Annotated in this window: 19 protein-coding genes; 11 read left to right on the top strand and 8 right to left on the bottom strand. The window is 38.9% G+C overall.

The features are described from left to right. Positions 1-123 precede the first annotated feature (123 nt). From EAH55_RS01245 to EAH55_RS01285, 10 genes are all read left to right on the top strand, one after another. Positions 124-579, top strand: coding sequence for a carboxypeptidase-like regulatory domain-containing protein (locus EAH55_RS01245; RefSeq protein ID WP_121808156.1), 456 nt, complete (start codon positions 124-126; stop codon positions 577-579). A 74-nt stretch (positions 580-653) separates the two neighbouring features. After that, positions 654-1,013 (top strand): hypothetical protein, encoded by a 360-nt coding sequence (locus EAH55_RS01250; protein WP_121808157.1) that lies wholly within the window; start codon positions 654-656, stop codon positions 1,011-1,013. A 583-nt stretch (positions 1,014-1,596) separates the two neighbouring features. Continuing rightward, on the top strand, positions 1,597-1,752 hold the full coding sequence (locus EAH55_RS01255) for a bacteriocin (RefSeq protein WP_114939421.1): 156 nt from the start codon (positions 1,597-1,599) through the stop codon (positions 1,750-1,752). 27 nt (positions 1,753-1,779) lie between these two features. After that, the gene (locus EAH55_RS30780) at positions 1,780-1,944 is read left to right on the top strand and encodes a hypothetical protein (protein WP_154402425.1); all 165 of its coding nucleotides are present in this window, start codon (positions 1,780-1,782) and stop codon (positions 1,942-1,944) included. A gap of 51 nt (positions 1,945-1,995) precedes the next feature. After that, positions 1,996-2,196: a hypothetical protein gene (locus EAH55_RS01260; RefSeq protein WP_121808158.1), complete on the top strand. Its 201-nt coding sequence runs from the start codon at positions 1,996-1,998 to the stop codon at positions 2,194-2,196. Continuing rightward, the gene (locus EAH55_RS01265; protein WP_121808159.1) at positions 2,177-2,932 is read left to right on the top strand and encodes an ABC transporter ATP-binding protein; all 756 of its coding nucleotides are present in this window, start codon (positions 2,177-2,179) and stop codon (positions 2,930-2,932) included. The genes EAH55_RS01260 and EAH55_RS01265 overlap by 20 nt, the downstream gene beginning before the upstream one ends. Before the next feature lie 20 nt (positions 2,933-2,952). Then, positions 2,953-4,320: a hypothetical protein gene (locus tag EAH55_RS01270; RefSeq protein ID WP_162996712.1), complete on the top strand. Its 1,368-nt coding sequence runs from the start codon at positions 2,953-2,955 to the stop codon at positions 4,318-4,320. A 29-nt stretch (positions 4,321-4,349) separates the two neighbouring features. Further along, positions 4,350-5,006, top strand: a complete 657-nt coding sequence (locus EAH55_RS01275) for a hypothetical protein (protein ID WP_121808161.1) — start codon at positions 4,350-4,352, stop codon at positions 5,004-5,006. After that, positions 5,007-5,519, top strand: a complete 513-nt coding sequence (locus tag EAH55_RS01280; protein WP_121808162.1) for a peroxiredoxin family protein — start codon at positions 5,007-5,009, stop codon at positions 5,517-5,519. Between the two features lie 29 nt (positions 5,520-5,548). Further along, positions 5,549-7,723: a peptidase domain-containing ABC transporter gene (locus tag EAH55_RS01285; RefSeq protein ID WP_121808163.1), complete on the top strand. Its 2,175-nt coding sequence runs from the start codon at positions 5,549-5,551 to the stop codon at positions 7,721-7,723. 149 nt (positions 7,724-7,872) lie between these two features. On the opposite strand, the gene EAH55_RS01290 is transcribed toward EAH55_RS01285, so the two are convergent. The 7 genes from EAH55_RS01290 to EAH55_RS01320 form a co-directional block, all read right to left on the bottom strand. Next, on the bottom strand, positions 7,873-8,622 hold the full coding sequence (locus EAH55_RS01290) for a glucose 1-dehydrogenase (RefSeq protein ID WP_121808164.1): 750 nt from the start codon (positions 8,620-8,622) through the stop codon (positions 7,873-7,875). A gap of 92 nt (positions 8,623-8,714) precedes the next feature. Further along, positions 8,715-9,305: a Crp/Fnr family transcriptional regulator gene (locus EAH55_RS01295; RefSeq protein ID WP_121808165.1), complete on the bottom strand. Its 591-nt coding sequence runs from the start codon at positions 9,303-9,305 to the stop codon at positions 8,715-8,717. A gap of 212 nt (positions 9,306-9,517) precedes the next feature. After that, positions 9,518-10,498, bottom strand: coding sequence for a hypothetical protein (locus tag EAH55_RS01300; RefSeq protein WP_121808166.1), 981 nt, complete (start codon positions 10,496-10,498; stop codon positions 9,518-9,520). A gap of 110 nt (positions 10,499-10,608) precedes the next feature. Beyond that, the gene (locus EAH55_RS01305; protein WP_114939431.1) at positions 10,609-11,169 is read right to left on the bottom strand and encodes a hypothetical protein; all 561 of its coding nucleotides are present in this window, start codon (positions 11,167-11,169) and stop codon (positions 10,609-10,611) included. Between the two features lie 182 nt (positions 11,170-11,351). Beyond that, on the bottom strand, positions 11,352-11,780 hold the full coding sequence (locus EAH55_RS01310) for a VOC family protein (protein ID WP_121808167.1): 429 nt from the start codon (positions 11,778-11,780) through the stop codon (positions 11,352-11,354). A gap of 70 nt (positions 11,781-11,850) precedes the next feature. Then, complete coding sequence (locus EAH55_RS01315) at positions 11,851-12,351, bottom strand: SRPBCC family protein (RefSeq protein WP_121808168.1); 501 nt, start codon at positions 12,349-12,351, stop codon at positions 11,851-11,853. Next, a complete protein-coding gene (locus EAH55_RS01320) occupies positions 12,329-12,667 on the bottom strand; it encodes an ArsR/SmtB family transcription factor (protein ID WP_121808169.1) in 339 nt (112 codons plus the stop codon). The genes EAH55_RS01315 and EAH55_RS01320 overlap by 23 nt, the downstream gene beginning before the upstream one ends. Between EAH55_RS01320 and EAH55_RS30785 the strand changes: the two genes are divergently transcribed. After that, entirely contained in the window at positions 12,666-12,896 is a 231-nt protein-coding gene (locus EAH55_RS30785; protein ID WP_162996713.1) for a hypothetical protein, read from the top strand. The genes EAH55_RS01320 and EAH55_RS30785 overlap by 2 nt on opposite strands. A gap of 72 nt (positions 12,897-12,968) precedes the next feature. On the opposite strand, the gene EAH55_RS01325 is transcribed toward EAH55_RS30785, so the two are convergent. After that, positions 12,969-13,892 carry a helix-turn-helix domain-containing protein gene (locus EAH55_RS01325; protein WP_114939434.1) on the bottom strand — a complete coding sequence of 308 codons (924 nt, stop codon included), beginning with the start codon at positions 13,890-13,892 and terminating at the stop codon, positions 12,969-12,971. Positions 13,893-13,895 lie beyond the last annotated feature (3 nt).

Raw genomic sequence — 13,895 nt, forward strand, 5'->3', positions numbered from 1 at the left:
GGCTTTTTTTGTTGTCTGTGCTTTGCGGAAGTTAAAAACTTCCGATATTTTTAGTGGAAATTGAGAGTTTCGGCTAATTGGGTCATGCTCACTAATATTTAGTCATCCAATAATGACAACAATTTGGAGAAATTACTAACCATTTTTATTTTCCTGAGTTTTTCAACATCAAGTCTTTATTCTCAGAATAAAACAATTAAAGGACGGCTAATTGATGATGATTTGGAAACTTTGCCATACGTATCAATCTTGATTAATGACACAGTTAAGGTTGGTAAAACAGATTTAAATGGTTTTTTCCATATAGATATTCCTATTTCCGTGGAAAAAATAATATTTAGTACTGTTGGAATAGAGCCCACAACTATAAAGCTTGCGGATAAATGTAATGAAGTAGAGGTTGTGATGATGCTAAGCAGTACTTATGATTTTATAACTCTAAAGCGGATAGATAAACTTCGAATGAAAAGATTTAAGAAACTATCGGAATTACATAAAAGGGCATTCGAGAAAGGAATATTTAAAACGGATAAATCTTGTTATATACAAGAGTTTATGCCTTATTATAAAAGAAAATAAAAAGTGATGACAAGCAGAATAGTTTAGTGTAGTGGGCCATTAACCACATCAAATCCAAACTAACTACTTAAAACATGAAACGGGTTAAAATAACGGTACGCAATAATACAGGTAAGGTGTTAAGATTGAAGCCAGAATGGTCAAAGCCCATTCATGGAAAATTTGTTATTGATCCTCCATTGACAATTGAGGAATCGGGAAGTTGGACCTGTGCCTCCCAGGGGCCCCACGGCCCCGGCCCGAAAGGGACTATAACCTACGAAACCGATGGAGGAAAAATCGAGATTGAATTTTATTATAACCATCCTGGGGGTAGCGCCGTCAGTGCCTACTATGTCATCGGCACTCCTTCTGGCGTAATATACTATACGATAGGAGGTAATTTGAAGGCTCATGATCAGGACATTTCTATTGAGCTGCTCCCGATAACATAATATCTCCCGGATGGTTTAACCGCATAACACTATATTAATGAGAGACTGCAATCCAACCATCACAGACCCTAATCCATTACGAAAACTAAATTTAAGCCGAAATCTATCTCATATTAAGCCCTACCTCTGCTACCTATGAAGCTTTGTACCGCTGCCACTTTTGGTTTGCTGGGTTATTGCCACAAGTAAATACTATGAGACCTGAGCCGTTATCAATTGCACAAATCTCCCCAATTCAGTTTGTTACTCAAGTTTAAGACATCCAGAGCTTAAAAAACTTTCCATAACAATCGCCTTTTTTATAAGCAGCCACGCATAAAATATTACTTACATATCACCATGCGCATAATAATTACTTAAAAATTCATAAAAACTTCATGATGATTTACTAAGGAGTTATTTTTTTAACAAAAAATTTAATAATTAATTTTCCGTTAATTTTTCTTTAAAAAAATTTGCTTTTATGATATCCTATTAAATACCTTAGTAAATATTACTTCGCGGGTAATAATTATTAAATAAGGGTATTTCCATGCATGAATATCCAGTTACTTGAACCTATTAAAACAAAAATCAATTACAAATGAAAACGATTAACATCGAAGAAATGGAAAAAATTGAAGGTGGTATCAGTCTTGCCGCTTTCGGATGTGGATTAGGCTTAGTAGCCGTTTTGGCCGGCCAGGAATATTTATTGCCAACTACAGCCGCTCTTTGCGGTGCCGCGATGAACGAATAAAAACCTAACACTAAATCATTTAAAATCATGAAAAACTTATCAACCGAAGAAATGGAGACCATTGAAGGTGGTTTCCCGTGGGGTAGCTTTGCTGCCGGTGTTGCTTGTGGTGTAGGCTTACTTACAGCCGAAACAGGCATTGGCGTTGCTATTGCTTATGCAAGCTGTGCTACCGCATTCATCTCAGACTAATGCTTTTTGAATGGCGGCATTTAGTGCCGCCATTCTTTTATTATTATACTTATGACAAACAAATTCACATTTATATATCTAAAATTTATTTTAGCTATTACCTTTTTCCTTTTATCCTATAATTCTTTTAGCAAACATAATGCTATAACATTCAAAGCTATCGCGTTTGCCGTAGTGGCAATTGCCTGGACACTGTTAGGCATTTACAATTTTAAAAAGTGGAAAGTAAACAATGGCGTTGACTATAAGTGAATTATCTAAAAGCTACAGTAATAATAATGCGCTTAACAAAATAAGCCTTTCTTGCGATCTGGGTTGGGTGTATTGCTTGCTGGGCCGAAACGGGGCCGGTAAAAGTACATTGATTAACATTATTGCCAATCTTATTAATCCCACATCAGGAAGTGTTTCTTTTAACAACCTCAATTATATCAAAAATGAAGTTGAACTAAAAAAACAAACGGGTTTACTAAGCCAATACGATCAGTTGGTGGGCGATTTAAATGCACAGGATTATTTGCAATGGGTTGGCTTGTTATACGGCTTAAATAAAACCGAGGTTAAAAAACAGACGGGCAATCTTTTAAGTTTCTTTTTTGATAACGACGAAGACTTATCAGGCCCATGCGCAGGTTACTCGGCCGGGATGAAAAAAAAGCTTACATTTTGCGCCGCCGTTATTCATAAACCTAACTTATTGCTGCTTGATGAACCCTTTGCCAATCTTGACCCTGTTGCTGCCAATAAGTTATGCGATTTTTTAATTGCCTATAAAAACGACAGCAGGTTATTATTTGTCTCGTCGCATGATTTATTATATGTAGATAAAATCGCTACCCATATTGGTATTATCAATAACGCGTCATTAGTATATAATAATTCGATGAGCAATTTCAAAAACGATGGCACCCGCACCTTAGACCAGGAATTGCTAAAATATTTACAGCCTAAAAACAATCACTCATCCCTGCTTGAATCAATAATATAGTGGACATCCTTGTATTTTTATTGACAAAAAGATTAAAGAGCTTTTACAGCGTTAGTAACTGGAAAGGAATTTCAAGTGTGTTTTTCTTTTCGGCTATCTTAATGATTTATGCTATCGGGGTAGCCTTCTTATATGATCATTACACCGATAAAAATTTAATTTCATCGGCACAAAACGTGCTCACAGGCATTAAAATAATGCTTGTTGTTTTACCGGTATCGCTAAAATTCTTCCCGTCGTTTGCCCTAAAAAAGCCAATTATAAGTCCACACTACCCTGTTAGCAATTTCAAAATAGCGTTGATAGACTTTTTAGCTATAAGCTTTATAAAAGCATCTAACTGGATATTGTTCGCGTTTATAATCGTGCTTAGCCTTTCGGCCAAACATTTGCAACCGGCAGATACCAATACCATGTATTATTACTGGCTAACAGGTTTTCTCCTATCCGAAAATATCATAAATGCTGTTAGCTGGCGCAAGTACCTGTATTTAACGCTATCTGTTTTGGCCCTGGCCGCTGCTATTGTTTTTATAAAGTACCAGCCACTCCTGCCTTTAAGCATTTCGGGAATTTATGGCATTTTAAGTGTTAATGTATTATGGTTGCTGGCCAACTACTTTATATTTTATAAAAGCGATTTTGAATTTGAACAAACGGGTGGCTATTCAAATTTGAATGAAGAAACAGGCAAATTAAGCAAGTATTTATCGTTAAAATTATTGTGGCGCAACCAAAGGTGCCGCACCGCGCTGATCATAGCGTTTGCCAGTAAAATTGGCTTTCTGATTTTATTCCTATCTGGAACAGAACGTTATACCTTTAGCCAGATCCTTCACAAGGTGCCTTTTGTGTTATTGCTTGAACCGCCAATTATTGTTTTTACCTATGTTTTTAATAACATCTGGGGATACTTCATCGATTTACAGCTCAACAACATCATTATAAATCCCTCACCCAAAACGCAGGTTAAAACCTATCTTAACCTGGTAATGCCCGTGTTGGCGATAGATTTTGCAATTGCGCTGGCGGCCTGGGCCTATTATGGTATTCTTGATCCTAAAATCATTATTATCTATATTGTGTTTACGGCATATTGCCTGCCACTGGGCTTTCTAAGTTCATTCCGAAAGTATTTCCTTGTTGATCTGTCGATAAACTTTTCCAGGTTCAGAGGTAAAACATCTCAGTTCTATTCATTTTTGATGATAGCCCCGGCCATTGGCCTTGGCTTTATTTACGATGCAGACGTTTACCTGTACATCTATCTTGGTGTTTTACTCGCCGCTTCGGTAATAATTTCCCTCTATATAAAATCAACGTTTGATGTTCATCGTCAAATACTAAAACAATCCATTTTTGGCATAAAACCAACTGCTAACCTATAAACCAACTTTTCACATTTCACTTTAAGGTTATGATTAATGAAATAAAAAATTACAGCACTGTTAAAATGTTTGGTATCTACTGTTTGTATATCATAGCATTTATGTACCTGCAGCACTTGTTTTTAATAAATGATCAGCTTTATTACACCTCCCTATCCAACCAATTAAGTTACGATAGTATCGATAAGATGCTGGCCTTTCAAAAAAAATGGCAATGGCTTAGTTACTGTGCAATCCCGCTGCTGTACTTTTTTAAATTTTTGCTTATCAGCTGCTGCCTGCTTTGCGGGTCGATATTTTTTGACGCCAAGCTCAAGTTTTCGGATGCATTTAAGATCAGCATCTTATCTGATGTTATTTTTGTTATCCCCGTTATTTTAAAAGTGGTTTGGTTTGCGTTTTTGCACAAACAATATACACTTGAAGATATACAACACTTTTCGCCACTGTCTGTAGTCAACTTCTTCGATCCAAAATCAGTAAGCGCGCTTTGGTATTACCCGCTGCAGTCTATCAACGTTTTTGAAGTGCTATACATTTTTGTACTTGGTTTCTGGATTTACAAATTCGAGAACAAAAACTACGAAAAAGGCCTCAGGCTTGCAGTAAGCACTTACCTGCCCGGGTTATTTATATGGATAGTACTGGTAATGTTTTTAACAATTAACATCAATCCTAAAATATAAATGAAAAAAATACTGGCATTTTCCCTGGTACTTATACTTGGGGGCGGGCTTGGCTATATGATCTATCATATTGTCCGCGTAAAAAAACAAACAGACATTGCCAACCAGAATAAACAGCATTTACCCGATTTCTCTTTCTTTGACCTAAACGATGTTAAAAAGGGCAACGAAGTTGTTAAGTCCGGAGCGCCGGTGGTTATTATTTATTTTAATAACGATTGCGAGTATTGCCAGCGGGAGGGCCAACAGCTTAACGCCAATATGCATATGCTTAACGGAACGCAGATCTTAATGGTATCATTCAATACTGTCAATGATATAAAGCAATACGCAAAAGCCAACCAGCTTGACCAGTATAAACAAGTAACCTTTTTGCGGGACAAAGAGCTAAAGTTTACGCACTGGTTTGGCAATTGCAGTATCCCCTCGGTGTTTGTTTACAATGCCCAGCACCAGCTTGTTAAAGAGTTTTATGGCGAAGTAAAAATTGAGGCTATTAAAGCCCTGATCTGATAGCCTGAAAAATCAATAAATCCAAATTGATGAAACTTACTGCTCTAAAAAAAAGTTTTGTGTTACAGCACGACCATACCGACTGCGGCGTGGCCTGCCTGCTTATGGTAACGCGTTATTATGGTGGTAATTATCCGCTCGAAAAACTGCGTGAGCTTAGCGGTACAAATTTAACCGGTACTACTTTACTTGGCTTGTATCAGTGTGCGGGCAAAATTGGCTTCACGGCCCAGGCTTTTGAAGCCGGGCTGGATAATATTAAATCGTTAGATGGGCCTTGCATATTGCATGTAATCATTGATAACATGCAGCATTATATAGTGCTTTACGGTTCCGAAACAAAAAACGGGCAGGAACAATTTATAGTGGGCGACCCTGCCCGCGGTATTATAAGTATAGCTCCCGAACGCCTCACCGAAATATGGAAAAGCAAAACATTATTACAGCTTAAGCCAAATGAGAATTTCGTATCCGAAAAACAACAAAATCAAATTAAATGGCAATGGTTTTGGAAACTGCTTAAGGATGATATAAATATCCTGGTGGTTACCATGATATTGGGGGTATTGATCACCGTACTTGGCCTGGCTATGGCCATATTTTCGCAAAAACTGATTGATAATATATTACCCTCGGCCGATAGGCATAAACTTGTTTGGGGACTGGTATTGTTATTCCTGGTACTATCAATAAGAGCCTGTTTAAGTTATATGCGACAGTACTTTTTGTTGTTGCAAAGCAAAGATTTTAACAACAGAATAGTAGGCGATTTTTTTCACGCGCTGGTACGTTTGCCCAAATCCTTTTTCGACCGCCGCAAAACCGGCGACATGATTGCCCGCATGAACGATACTGCCCGCATACAGCGCAACATCGCCTACATAACAGGTTCGGTATTTATTGACATCATCGTTTTTTTGGTAACCTGTTTTTTTCTGATCAACTACTCGCCAGTAATATCGCTCATTGTTTTTTGCTTTATCCCGGTGCTGGTATTTACAGTATTAAGCTATACAAAGCCGGTTAAGAACAAGCAACGGGTGGTAATGGCGTCAAACGCGCTTAACGAAAGTAATTACATTGATACTATTCAAGGTATCGCGGTCATTAAAAGTCATAATAAAGAGCTGTTTTTTACTGACAAGATCCGCAATATTTACGGGGCATTGCAAAATGAAACGCTTGAACTGGGGAAGATAGGTAACAACTTTAGCATAACAACTGATTTTTTGAGCCTGGTATTAAATGTTATATTGATAAGCGTAGCCTCGTTTTTTGTATTGAATAAACAACTTAAAACCGGAGAAATGATAGCCATTATATCGTTGGTTAACAGCCTGATCCCGGCGGTAGCCCGTTTATCGCAAATAAATATCCAATTCCAGGAAGCAAATATCGCGTTTGACAGGATGTATGATTTTACATCGATACAACCAGAATATCCTGAAACAGAAGATTCTCTTTCGCCTTTAGAGTTTACTCATCTGGCACTTGAAAATGTAGCCTTTAGATTTCCCGGCCGTAAACTGATTTTGAAAGACATTTCATTACAGCTACAAAAAGGTGAGATGATTGCCTTACTTGGCGAAAGCGGCTCGGGGAAAAGTACGATCATATCGATATTGCAAAAGTTTTTTACGCCAGATGCCGGCGATATTAAGGTAAACGATCAACTGCTGAAAAACATAAACACTCAACAGTGGCGGGATGTTATTGCCACCGTGCAGCAGGATATCAAGCTATTTAACGGAACTCTGATAAGCAATATCGGATTGGGCCAAGGAGAAGAAGAATTAGGTTCGGTAATTAGCTTTTGCGATACAATGGGTTTTAGTCGCTTTTTTGCCGGTTTTCCGCAAGGGTATTTTACTCTGGTTGGCGAAGAAGGTGTGGCGCTGTCGGGAGGACAAAAGCAATTGGTTGCTTTGGCCAGGGCGCTTTACCGTAAACCTCAAATTTTGCTTTTAGACGAAGCAACATCAGCCATGGACCGCAACACCGAGAAAGCTATATTAGATATCATACAAAGTGTAAAACATACCATGGCTATTTTCCTGATCACACATCGTGTACAAACCGCAAAAATAGCCGATAGAATATATATACTTGAAGATGGTGTCATTAAAGATAGCGGCACACCGTCTACGCTTTCGACAAGGCCCAATTTTTACTCGCAGCTTATAACTGATGTAGTGGTAGCCTGATGTTATTTGGTGCGATTTGAAACTTGCCCGGCTATCCTTAGCCCCGGAATATTGCAGAGAAGCCAGCTTCTTCATCAGAAACCGGCTTCTCTGCAGGATTGGCTTGGCAACGCGGTAAGTATACCCCGGCTTTAAGCATTCTGCGCTATTTACAAATCACGCAAACCCCCATCCACTAAAATCTCGGTACCGAGCAGGTAAGCAGAATCGTCAGAAGCAAGGTAAACAGCAGCTGCAGCTATTTCTGAAGGCTTGCCCAGACGCTTTACGGGAGTAAAGTTGCCCATATTCTCTGCCATTTGGCGGGCTTCATCAGCTGAACTTGCAACAGTACTGAACACAGGGGTATCAATTGGGCCGGGGCTCAATGTATTCACGCGGATTTTTGATGGTAAAAGATCTGCAGAAAAGCTTCTTGCCAAAGAGCGTACCGCTGCTTTTGTTGCCGAGTATGCCGCGTGGTTTGGCACACCTTTTTCGTTAACGGTAGAAGAAATCATGATCACCGAAGCACCTTCTCTCAAAACCGGAATAGCTTTTTGTACAGTAAAAAATGCGCCTTTAAAATTCACATCGCTTACTTTATCAAATTGTTCTTCGGTAAAATCGGCCAATGAATTGAGTACATAAATGCCCGCATTGGCTACCAATACATCCAATTTGTTATATTGTTGTACCACCTGCTGATAAATACGGCTTAGATCGCTGAGGTTGGAAACGTCGCCCTGGAGACCGATAGCTTCACTGCCTAATTCTTTTACCGCGCTATCCAGAGCAGATTGATTTCTTCCTGTGATAATTACTTTGGCGCCTTCTTCTATAAATGATTTGGCAATACCTAAACCGATACCGCTGCTTCCGCCTGTAATCAAGGCTATTTTGTTTGCTAACTTTTTCATAGTCATTTTTATTTGTTTTGTTGACTATGCAAAGTTGCTTCAACGCCGCCTCTTCAGGAATGAAGTAGATTAGGAAAAGAAGTTGAACTACTTCAACTTTTTGGCTTTACACGCTGATTACGGATCTTAGAAAGAAACTCGGTAGTCATGCCCAGATAGGAAGCGATAACGTATTGAGGAAAGCGATAGGCCATTGCAGGATATTTTTCAACAAACAATTCATATCGTTCTTCAGCCGATTGAGTTAAGCTGCTAATGATACGACGCTGCATAAACGCGACCGAGCGCTCGGCAAGCATACGGAAAAAGGTCTCGAATTTATGATTTTCGTCCTTAAGCCGGCTTTCCTGTTCGTGAGTTAATTGAAAGAGCAAACTATCTTCCATGGCGATAACAAACATCCTGGCAGGCTGCTGGAATATATAGCTATTATAATCAGATATCCACCACTCTTCAACTGCCAATTGTATGGTGTGATCCTGGCCTTCTTCACCAATTACATACGCTCTTAATGAACCATTAAGAACAAAGTAGCGACTTTTAGCGGTAAAATCCGGCTGAATAATAAATTGTCTTTTTTTTACACGTTGCTCTTTAAATGCAGCCGCAAATTGCTCTCCCTCCTCATCTGTCAAGGGGACAAGCTTTCTCGCATAATTAATAATGATTTCCTGAGGGTTCATAAACGCGGTGACGTTTATTGGCAAATGTAGCGAATTTATGTTTCGACTTCCCCGCCTCCCGTAGCTATTGTGATATTTCAATCCGGATTAGAAAATGATGTAATCACAACTACAGACGGCAACAAAAATTAATGGTCATTTTGGCCTTCTCTTTTAAATAAAAAAAGCCGCCTTTCTATCGAAGTAAAGCGGCTTTTTCGTTTTCCAACAGACTATTTCCTCCGAAACAACCTGCTGAAAAAACCCTTCTTTTCATTAGAAAAACTCCCTGTATTTTCACCTTGTTTTGAACCCGTTTGCCGTGAATTATTTTCAGGAGGGTGAAACTGAAAGGGCCTTTCGTTGAAGGCCTTATACCTGTAACTCCGTTGAGCAACTTCAAAGCCAAGTTCAGCAGGTAATGTTCCAGTCTTTTTTTGAAATGAGCCATCAAACAAATCAAATTGCACCTGATATTCAAGACCCGATAAATTTTCTGACATCGTGTTTTCCATATCAGCCAAATTTTCCGCAGAATCATCAAATATGGTTCCCAAAATCTTCAGCCAATTATCATCAATTTTCATAAAGTAGAATTCAAAAAAATTCTCCTTTTCTACCAATAGTTCATTTTTTGCGATTACGATCCGATAAGCTGGATTTTTGCCAAACTCTATATCAAAAGACATCCAAATTGCGGGCAACGTGAAGTTGACAATATCACCCATTATGCCGCCCTTGACCCCGGCCTTGCGGGAGTAAAAATTCCTGGTAAAGGGGTGGAAATGCCAGCCTGAATAATCTGCCGATATTTTTTTTAAAATATCCATGTGCGCAGAGTGATGACCATCATTCACGTATATTTTCTGCCCGTTTTTAACAACAAACCCATTTGACGAACATTTACCGCCAAAACAGTCAACATTTATAAATGCGATTTCTGTATCGGCAAAACTTTTCGAAAGCTCGATGCTGTAATCTCTTAATTGATTCTCTACTTTATAAATCTTATCCGCCTCGTTGTTGAAATTCTCTTCGGTAAACCGGGTAAATGGAACTTCTCTCAGATTATCATTCGTTTGGCAAACAACGCCGTGAAATGGAGTAAAAAACTCATGTACGTATTGATATCTTAAATTCTTGGTAAGAGCCTCTATTAAGGCGTCACGATTATTTTCAATTTTAGCAATTAGGTTGTAGGTGATATAACTCATAAAATAATTTCTTTCGGAAAAACTTAACCCGATTAAGTTACATTATTTGGCACTTATTCTGATACATTTTTATAAATGTAAACTGCCGTCATACAAACATCACGCAGCTGTTAATCGGCTTTTGTGTTTTTACGTTGCTCATACAAGGCCTTGTTTAAAGCTTCCCTCTTTTTATCCCAAATCCTCATCAGGTTTAACATTTGCTTGTCGGTAAGTTCCTGAGACCAAACCAAGGTCTTGATTCCGTATATCATTACCGCAGCAGCTTTTCCTGCTGCTATAAAATGCCTGAATTCATTCCCATTTTGTAGCAAAACGGTTCCAACAACATAATTAAACTTTTCAAGTTTAACTTTTATGCCATAATCATGATGCGTTGCACCTGTCATATCACCAATATCTTCAATGCCATTTTCTTTGGTAACAATGCGTTGGGTTGTTAATAAACTGTAGTTGTCTGTATCGATAATGGTTGAACAAATGATCAATTCATCTTCTTCCAGATCTAATTGCATTTCGGGGCTGAGTTGTACAAATTCCGAATTGCTTTCATAAAACCTTGCCCATTTAAAGTGATCATTAGGTTTAAAAAGACACCTTTTAATCTCGTAAATAACAAAAGCGTGTGTTACCTGGTCCGATCTTATTATTTGATTACTATTAGCGTCCATATAAATATTTGTAAAGCTAAATAATCAATAATTCATCTTATATCCTATTCCTATTACCGCAAACCAGTAAACCATAGTAAGCATGAATTTTTAGAGCAGAAGTCTAAATCCTGAATGCTTAAAAAGCCGCTCAACTTTCGTTAGGCGGCTTTTTACGTGGGACAATTTTGAAATTTTACCCCTTATAAACTTGGATCAAATTCTACAATCCATTCAATCCCATATTTATCTCTGAACATACCGGCATATGTACCCCAGGGACTGTCGCCGATCGGGCCTTCAACCTCTCCCCCTGCTGATAATCCGTTAAATATTTTGTCGGCTTCTTCACGGCTTTCGGCACTTGCATATATTTTAGACCGGTTTTCATTTTCGCTTACCCGTCCTACAAATTCAGGAACATCATTGGCTATCAACACATTGTGTTTGCCGATAGGTAGTCCGATGTACATTATCTTGTTTTCTTCACTTTCCGCCACCTGAAACTCAGCGCTTGCTAAATCCTTGAAACGGATGATCTTGGTGAACTCTCCGCCAAAAACTGATTTGTAAAAATTGAATGCTTCCTGGGCATTACCATTGAAGTTGATCCAGGGATTAATTGCTCTCATAATTTTGGTTTTTAAATTGTTATGTTCTTTTATTATCTATTAGGTTATTGACCTAATCGGCTATTTTCTCTTATGATTTTTGCGATAAGGTTATAAGTAGCTCGTCCAGGTTTGCTAACATCAAAGTAAATCCTTTGCTGAAACCATCCGTCAACCTTTCCATTCGTTCAAGCGACTCATTATAAATGGAAATATTCACTTTTGTTATTCCATTTTGCTCGCTGAAGTTGTAATCCCATTCAGAACCCGGCAATTCGGGATTTTCGTCTTTATCGGCAAAAGAGTTATATAGTTTAAAATTGGTTTTGGGCGTGATGGAAGTATATTTTTGAAGCAGCCAGCGCTCTTGTCCGTCGGGGCTTATCATTGCGTAAAACCTCCGGCCTCCAACTGTAAAATCCATGTGCTTGGTTTTACTGCGCATGGGCGCGGGTGCCGCCCATTGGTCAAGTATTTCGGCTTTTGTAAAAGCATCCCATACCAAAGGGAGCTCCGCATCAAATTCCCGGGTTATATAAACAGTTTGCGCCGCTTTGTCAACAGTAAAATCAAATAGCAAATCGTTGTTCATTTTTTTGTTTTTTAATTGTTGATAATACTTTATCCAGTTGATTAAATTGAGTTTCCCAGCTTTGCTTCAATTGCGCTAACCAATTATCAAACTCCTGCATCTTCTTTGCATTAAAATGATAATAAATTTCTCTGCCAGCATGTTCTGGCCTGATCAATTCGCATTCGTACAATACCTTAATATGTTTCGATACCGCTTGCCGGCTCATGTCAAATTTTTCGGCCATTGCATTAGGCGTTAAAGCCTGAATAGCAATTAAAGTTAAAATAGCTCTTCGTGTTGGGTCGGCTATGGCCTGAAATATATCCTGTTTCATGTCAAAAAGCGCAACTCAAAAGTTGCACATACGAATATATATGCAACTTTTGAGTTGCGCAAATTTATTTACAATTATTTTTTTGAGAGTGGGTTACAAGGGAGCTTTAATGGTTCTTGAAAATGAGCGAAACTTAAGAAACTGGCCAATTCGCAAAAAAGAAGCGGTAGGGCTTTGGGAAGATGAGGAATCAAAGTACTGGAGATATTTTGTATGTAACACCGGCTAAACCATTTGAATCATAAAATAACAATACCCCTCCATGATCGAAATGCCCCGGGTTGTGGCCGAGATATACAAATCAGTTAAACGAGTGCCGAAACTCCAATGGCGACAGGTTTGTTTTAGTTTTAAACAGCTTACTGAAGGATTGCAGGTGCTCAAAGCCCAGTTCGTAGGCAATTTCGCTCACGCTGAGGTTTGTTGTTGAAAGTTTCTCCTTGGCCAGATCAATCAGTTTATTGTGCAGGTGTTGCTGAGTATTTTGCCCGGTTAAAGATTTAAGCAGTCCACTCAGGTATCCGGGTGATATATTCAGGCTTTCAGCAATGTAAGTAACGCTTGGCAATCCTTTCCTGGCAAGCTCACCGCTGTCAAAGTAACCGGCAAGCAGATTTTCAAGCTTGGTTAAAATTTCATGGTTAGCAATTTTGCGGGTGATGAACTGCCGCTGGTAAAACCGCTCTGAATAGGTCAGCAGCAATTCAAGCTGGGCAATGATCACACTCTGGCTAAAGCGGTCGATATTGGCATTATATTCCTGCTCGATATTTTGCGTAATGGTATTGAGCATCGCTTCCTCTTTATCGGAAAGGTAAAGCGCCTCATAAACCGAATAACCAAAAAACTCGTATTGCTTGATGTTTTTAGCAAGCGGTGTATTCCATAAAAAATCCGGGTGAATGAGTAGCATCCACCCTTCAGGGTGGTGCATTTCACGTCCTTTTTCTATTTCTACACCAAACACCTGGCCGGGCGACATGAAGAACAGCACACCTTCATCAAAATCACTGGCCTGCTGCCCATATTTAAATTTTACATTCTTCACCCTTTTCATCGAGATGGAATAAAAATCATAGATCAGGCTAAAGGAACCTTCTGCCAGTGGGCGGGTCAGGTTCTCCATGCGCACAAGACTAATCTGCGGATGAGCGGGCGCAGGCAGGCCCGCAGCCCGGTGATATTCCGTGATTGAATGGAACCGATATAAAGGTTGATTATTCATATC

This window comes from Mucilaginibacter kameinonensis, assembly GCF_003675385.1.
Classification (GTDB): domain Bacteria; phylum Bacteroidota; class Bacteroidia; order Sphingobacteriales; family Sphingobacteriaceae; genus Mucilaginibacter; species Mucilaginibacter kameinonensis.

Bases quoted from the DNA above. Each gene is read 5' to 3' on its own strand.
- EAH55_RS01250 (WP_121808157.1), top strand. From the start codon at position 654: ATGAAACGGGTTAAAATAACGGTACGCAATAATACAGGTAAGGTGTTA.
- EAH55_RS01255 (WP_114939421.1), top strand. From the start codon at position 1,597: ATGAAAACGATTAACATCGAAGAAATGGAAAAAATTGAAGGTGGTATC.
- EAH55_RS30780 (WP_154402425.1), top strand. From the start codon at position 1,780: ATGAAAAACTTATCAACCGAAGAAATGGAGACCATTGAAGGTGGTTTC.
- EAH55_RS01260 (WP_121808158.1), top strand. From the start codon at position 1,996: ATGACAAACAAATTCACATTTATATATCTAAAATTTATTTTAGCTATT.
- EAH55_RS01265 (WP_121808159.1), top strand. From the start codon at position 2,177: ATGGCGTTGACTATAAGTGAATTATCTAAAAGCTACAGTAATAATAAT.
- EAH55_RS01275 (WP_121808161.1), top strand. From the start codon at position 4,350: ATGATTAATGAAATAAAAAATTACAGCACTGTTAAAATGTTTGGTATC.
- EAH55_RS01280 (WP_121808162.1), top strand. From the start codon at position 5,007: ATGAAAAAAATACTGGCATTTTCCCTGGTACTTATACTTGGGGGCGGG.
- EAH55_RS01285 (WP_121808163.1), top strand. From the start codon at position 5,549: ATGAAACTTACTGCTCTAAAAAAAAGTTTTGTGTTACAGCACGACCAT.
- EAH55_RS01290 (WP_121808164.1), bottom strand. From the start codon at position 8,622: ATGAAAAAGTTAGCAAACAAAATAGCCTTGATTACAGGCGGAAGCAGC.
- EAH55_RS01295 (WP_121808165.1), bottom strand. From the start codon at position 9,305: ATGAACCCTCAGGAAATCATTATTAATTATGCGAGAAAGCTTGTCCCC.
- EAH55_RS01300 (WP_121808166.1), bottom strand. From the start codon at position 10,498: ATGAGTTATATCACCTACAACCTAATTGCTAAAATTGAAAATAATCGT.
- EAH55_RS01305 (WP_114939431.1), bottom strand. From the start codon at position 11,169: ATGGACGCTAATAGTAATCAAATAATAAGATCGGACCAGGTAACACAC.
- EAH55_RS01310 (WP_121808167.1), bottom strand. From the start codon at position 11,780: ATGAGAGCAATTAATCCCTGGATCAACTTCAATGGTAATGCCCAGGAA.
- EAH55_RS01315 (WP_121808168.1), bottom strand. From the start codon at position 12,351: ATGAACAACGATTTGCTATTTGATTTTACTGTTGACAAAGCGGCGCAA.
- EAH55_RS30785 (WP_162996713.1), top strand. From the start codon at position 12,666: ATGTCAAAAAGCGCAACTCAAAAGTTGCACATACGAATATATATGCAA.
- EAH55_RS01320 (WP_121808169.1), bottom strand. From the start codon at position 12,667: ATGAAACAGGATATATTTCAGGCCATAGCCGACCCAACACGAAGAGCT.
- EAH55_RS01325 (WP_114939434.1), bottom strand. From the start codon at position 13,892: ATGAATAATCAACCTTTATATCGGTTCCATTCAATCACGGAATATCAC.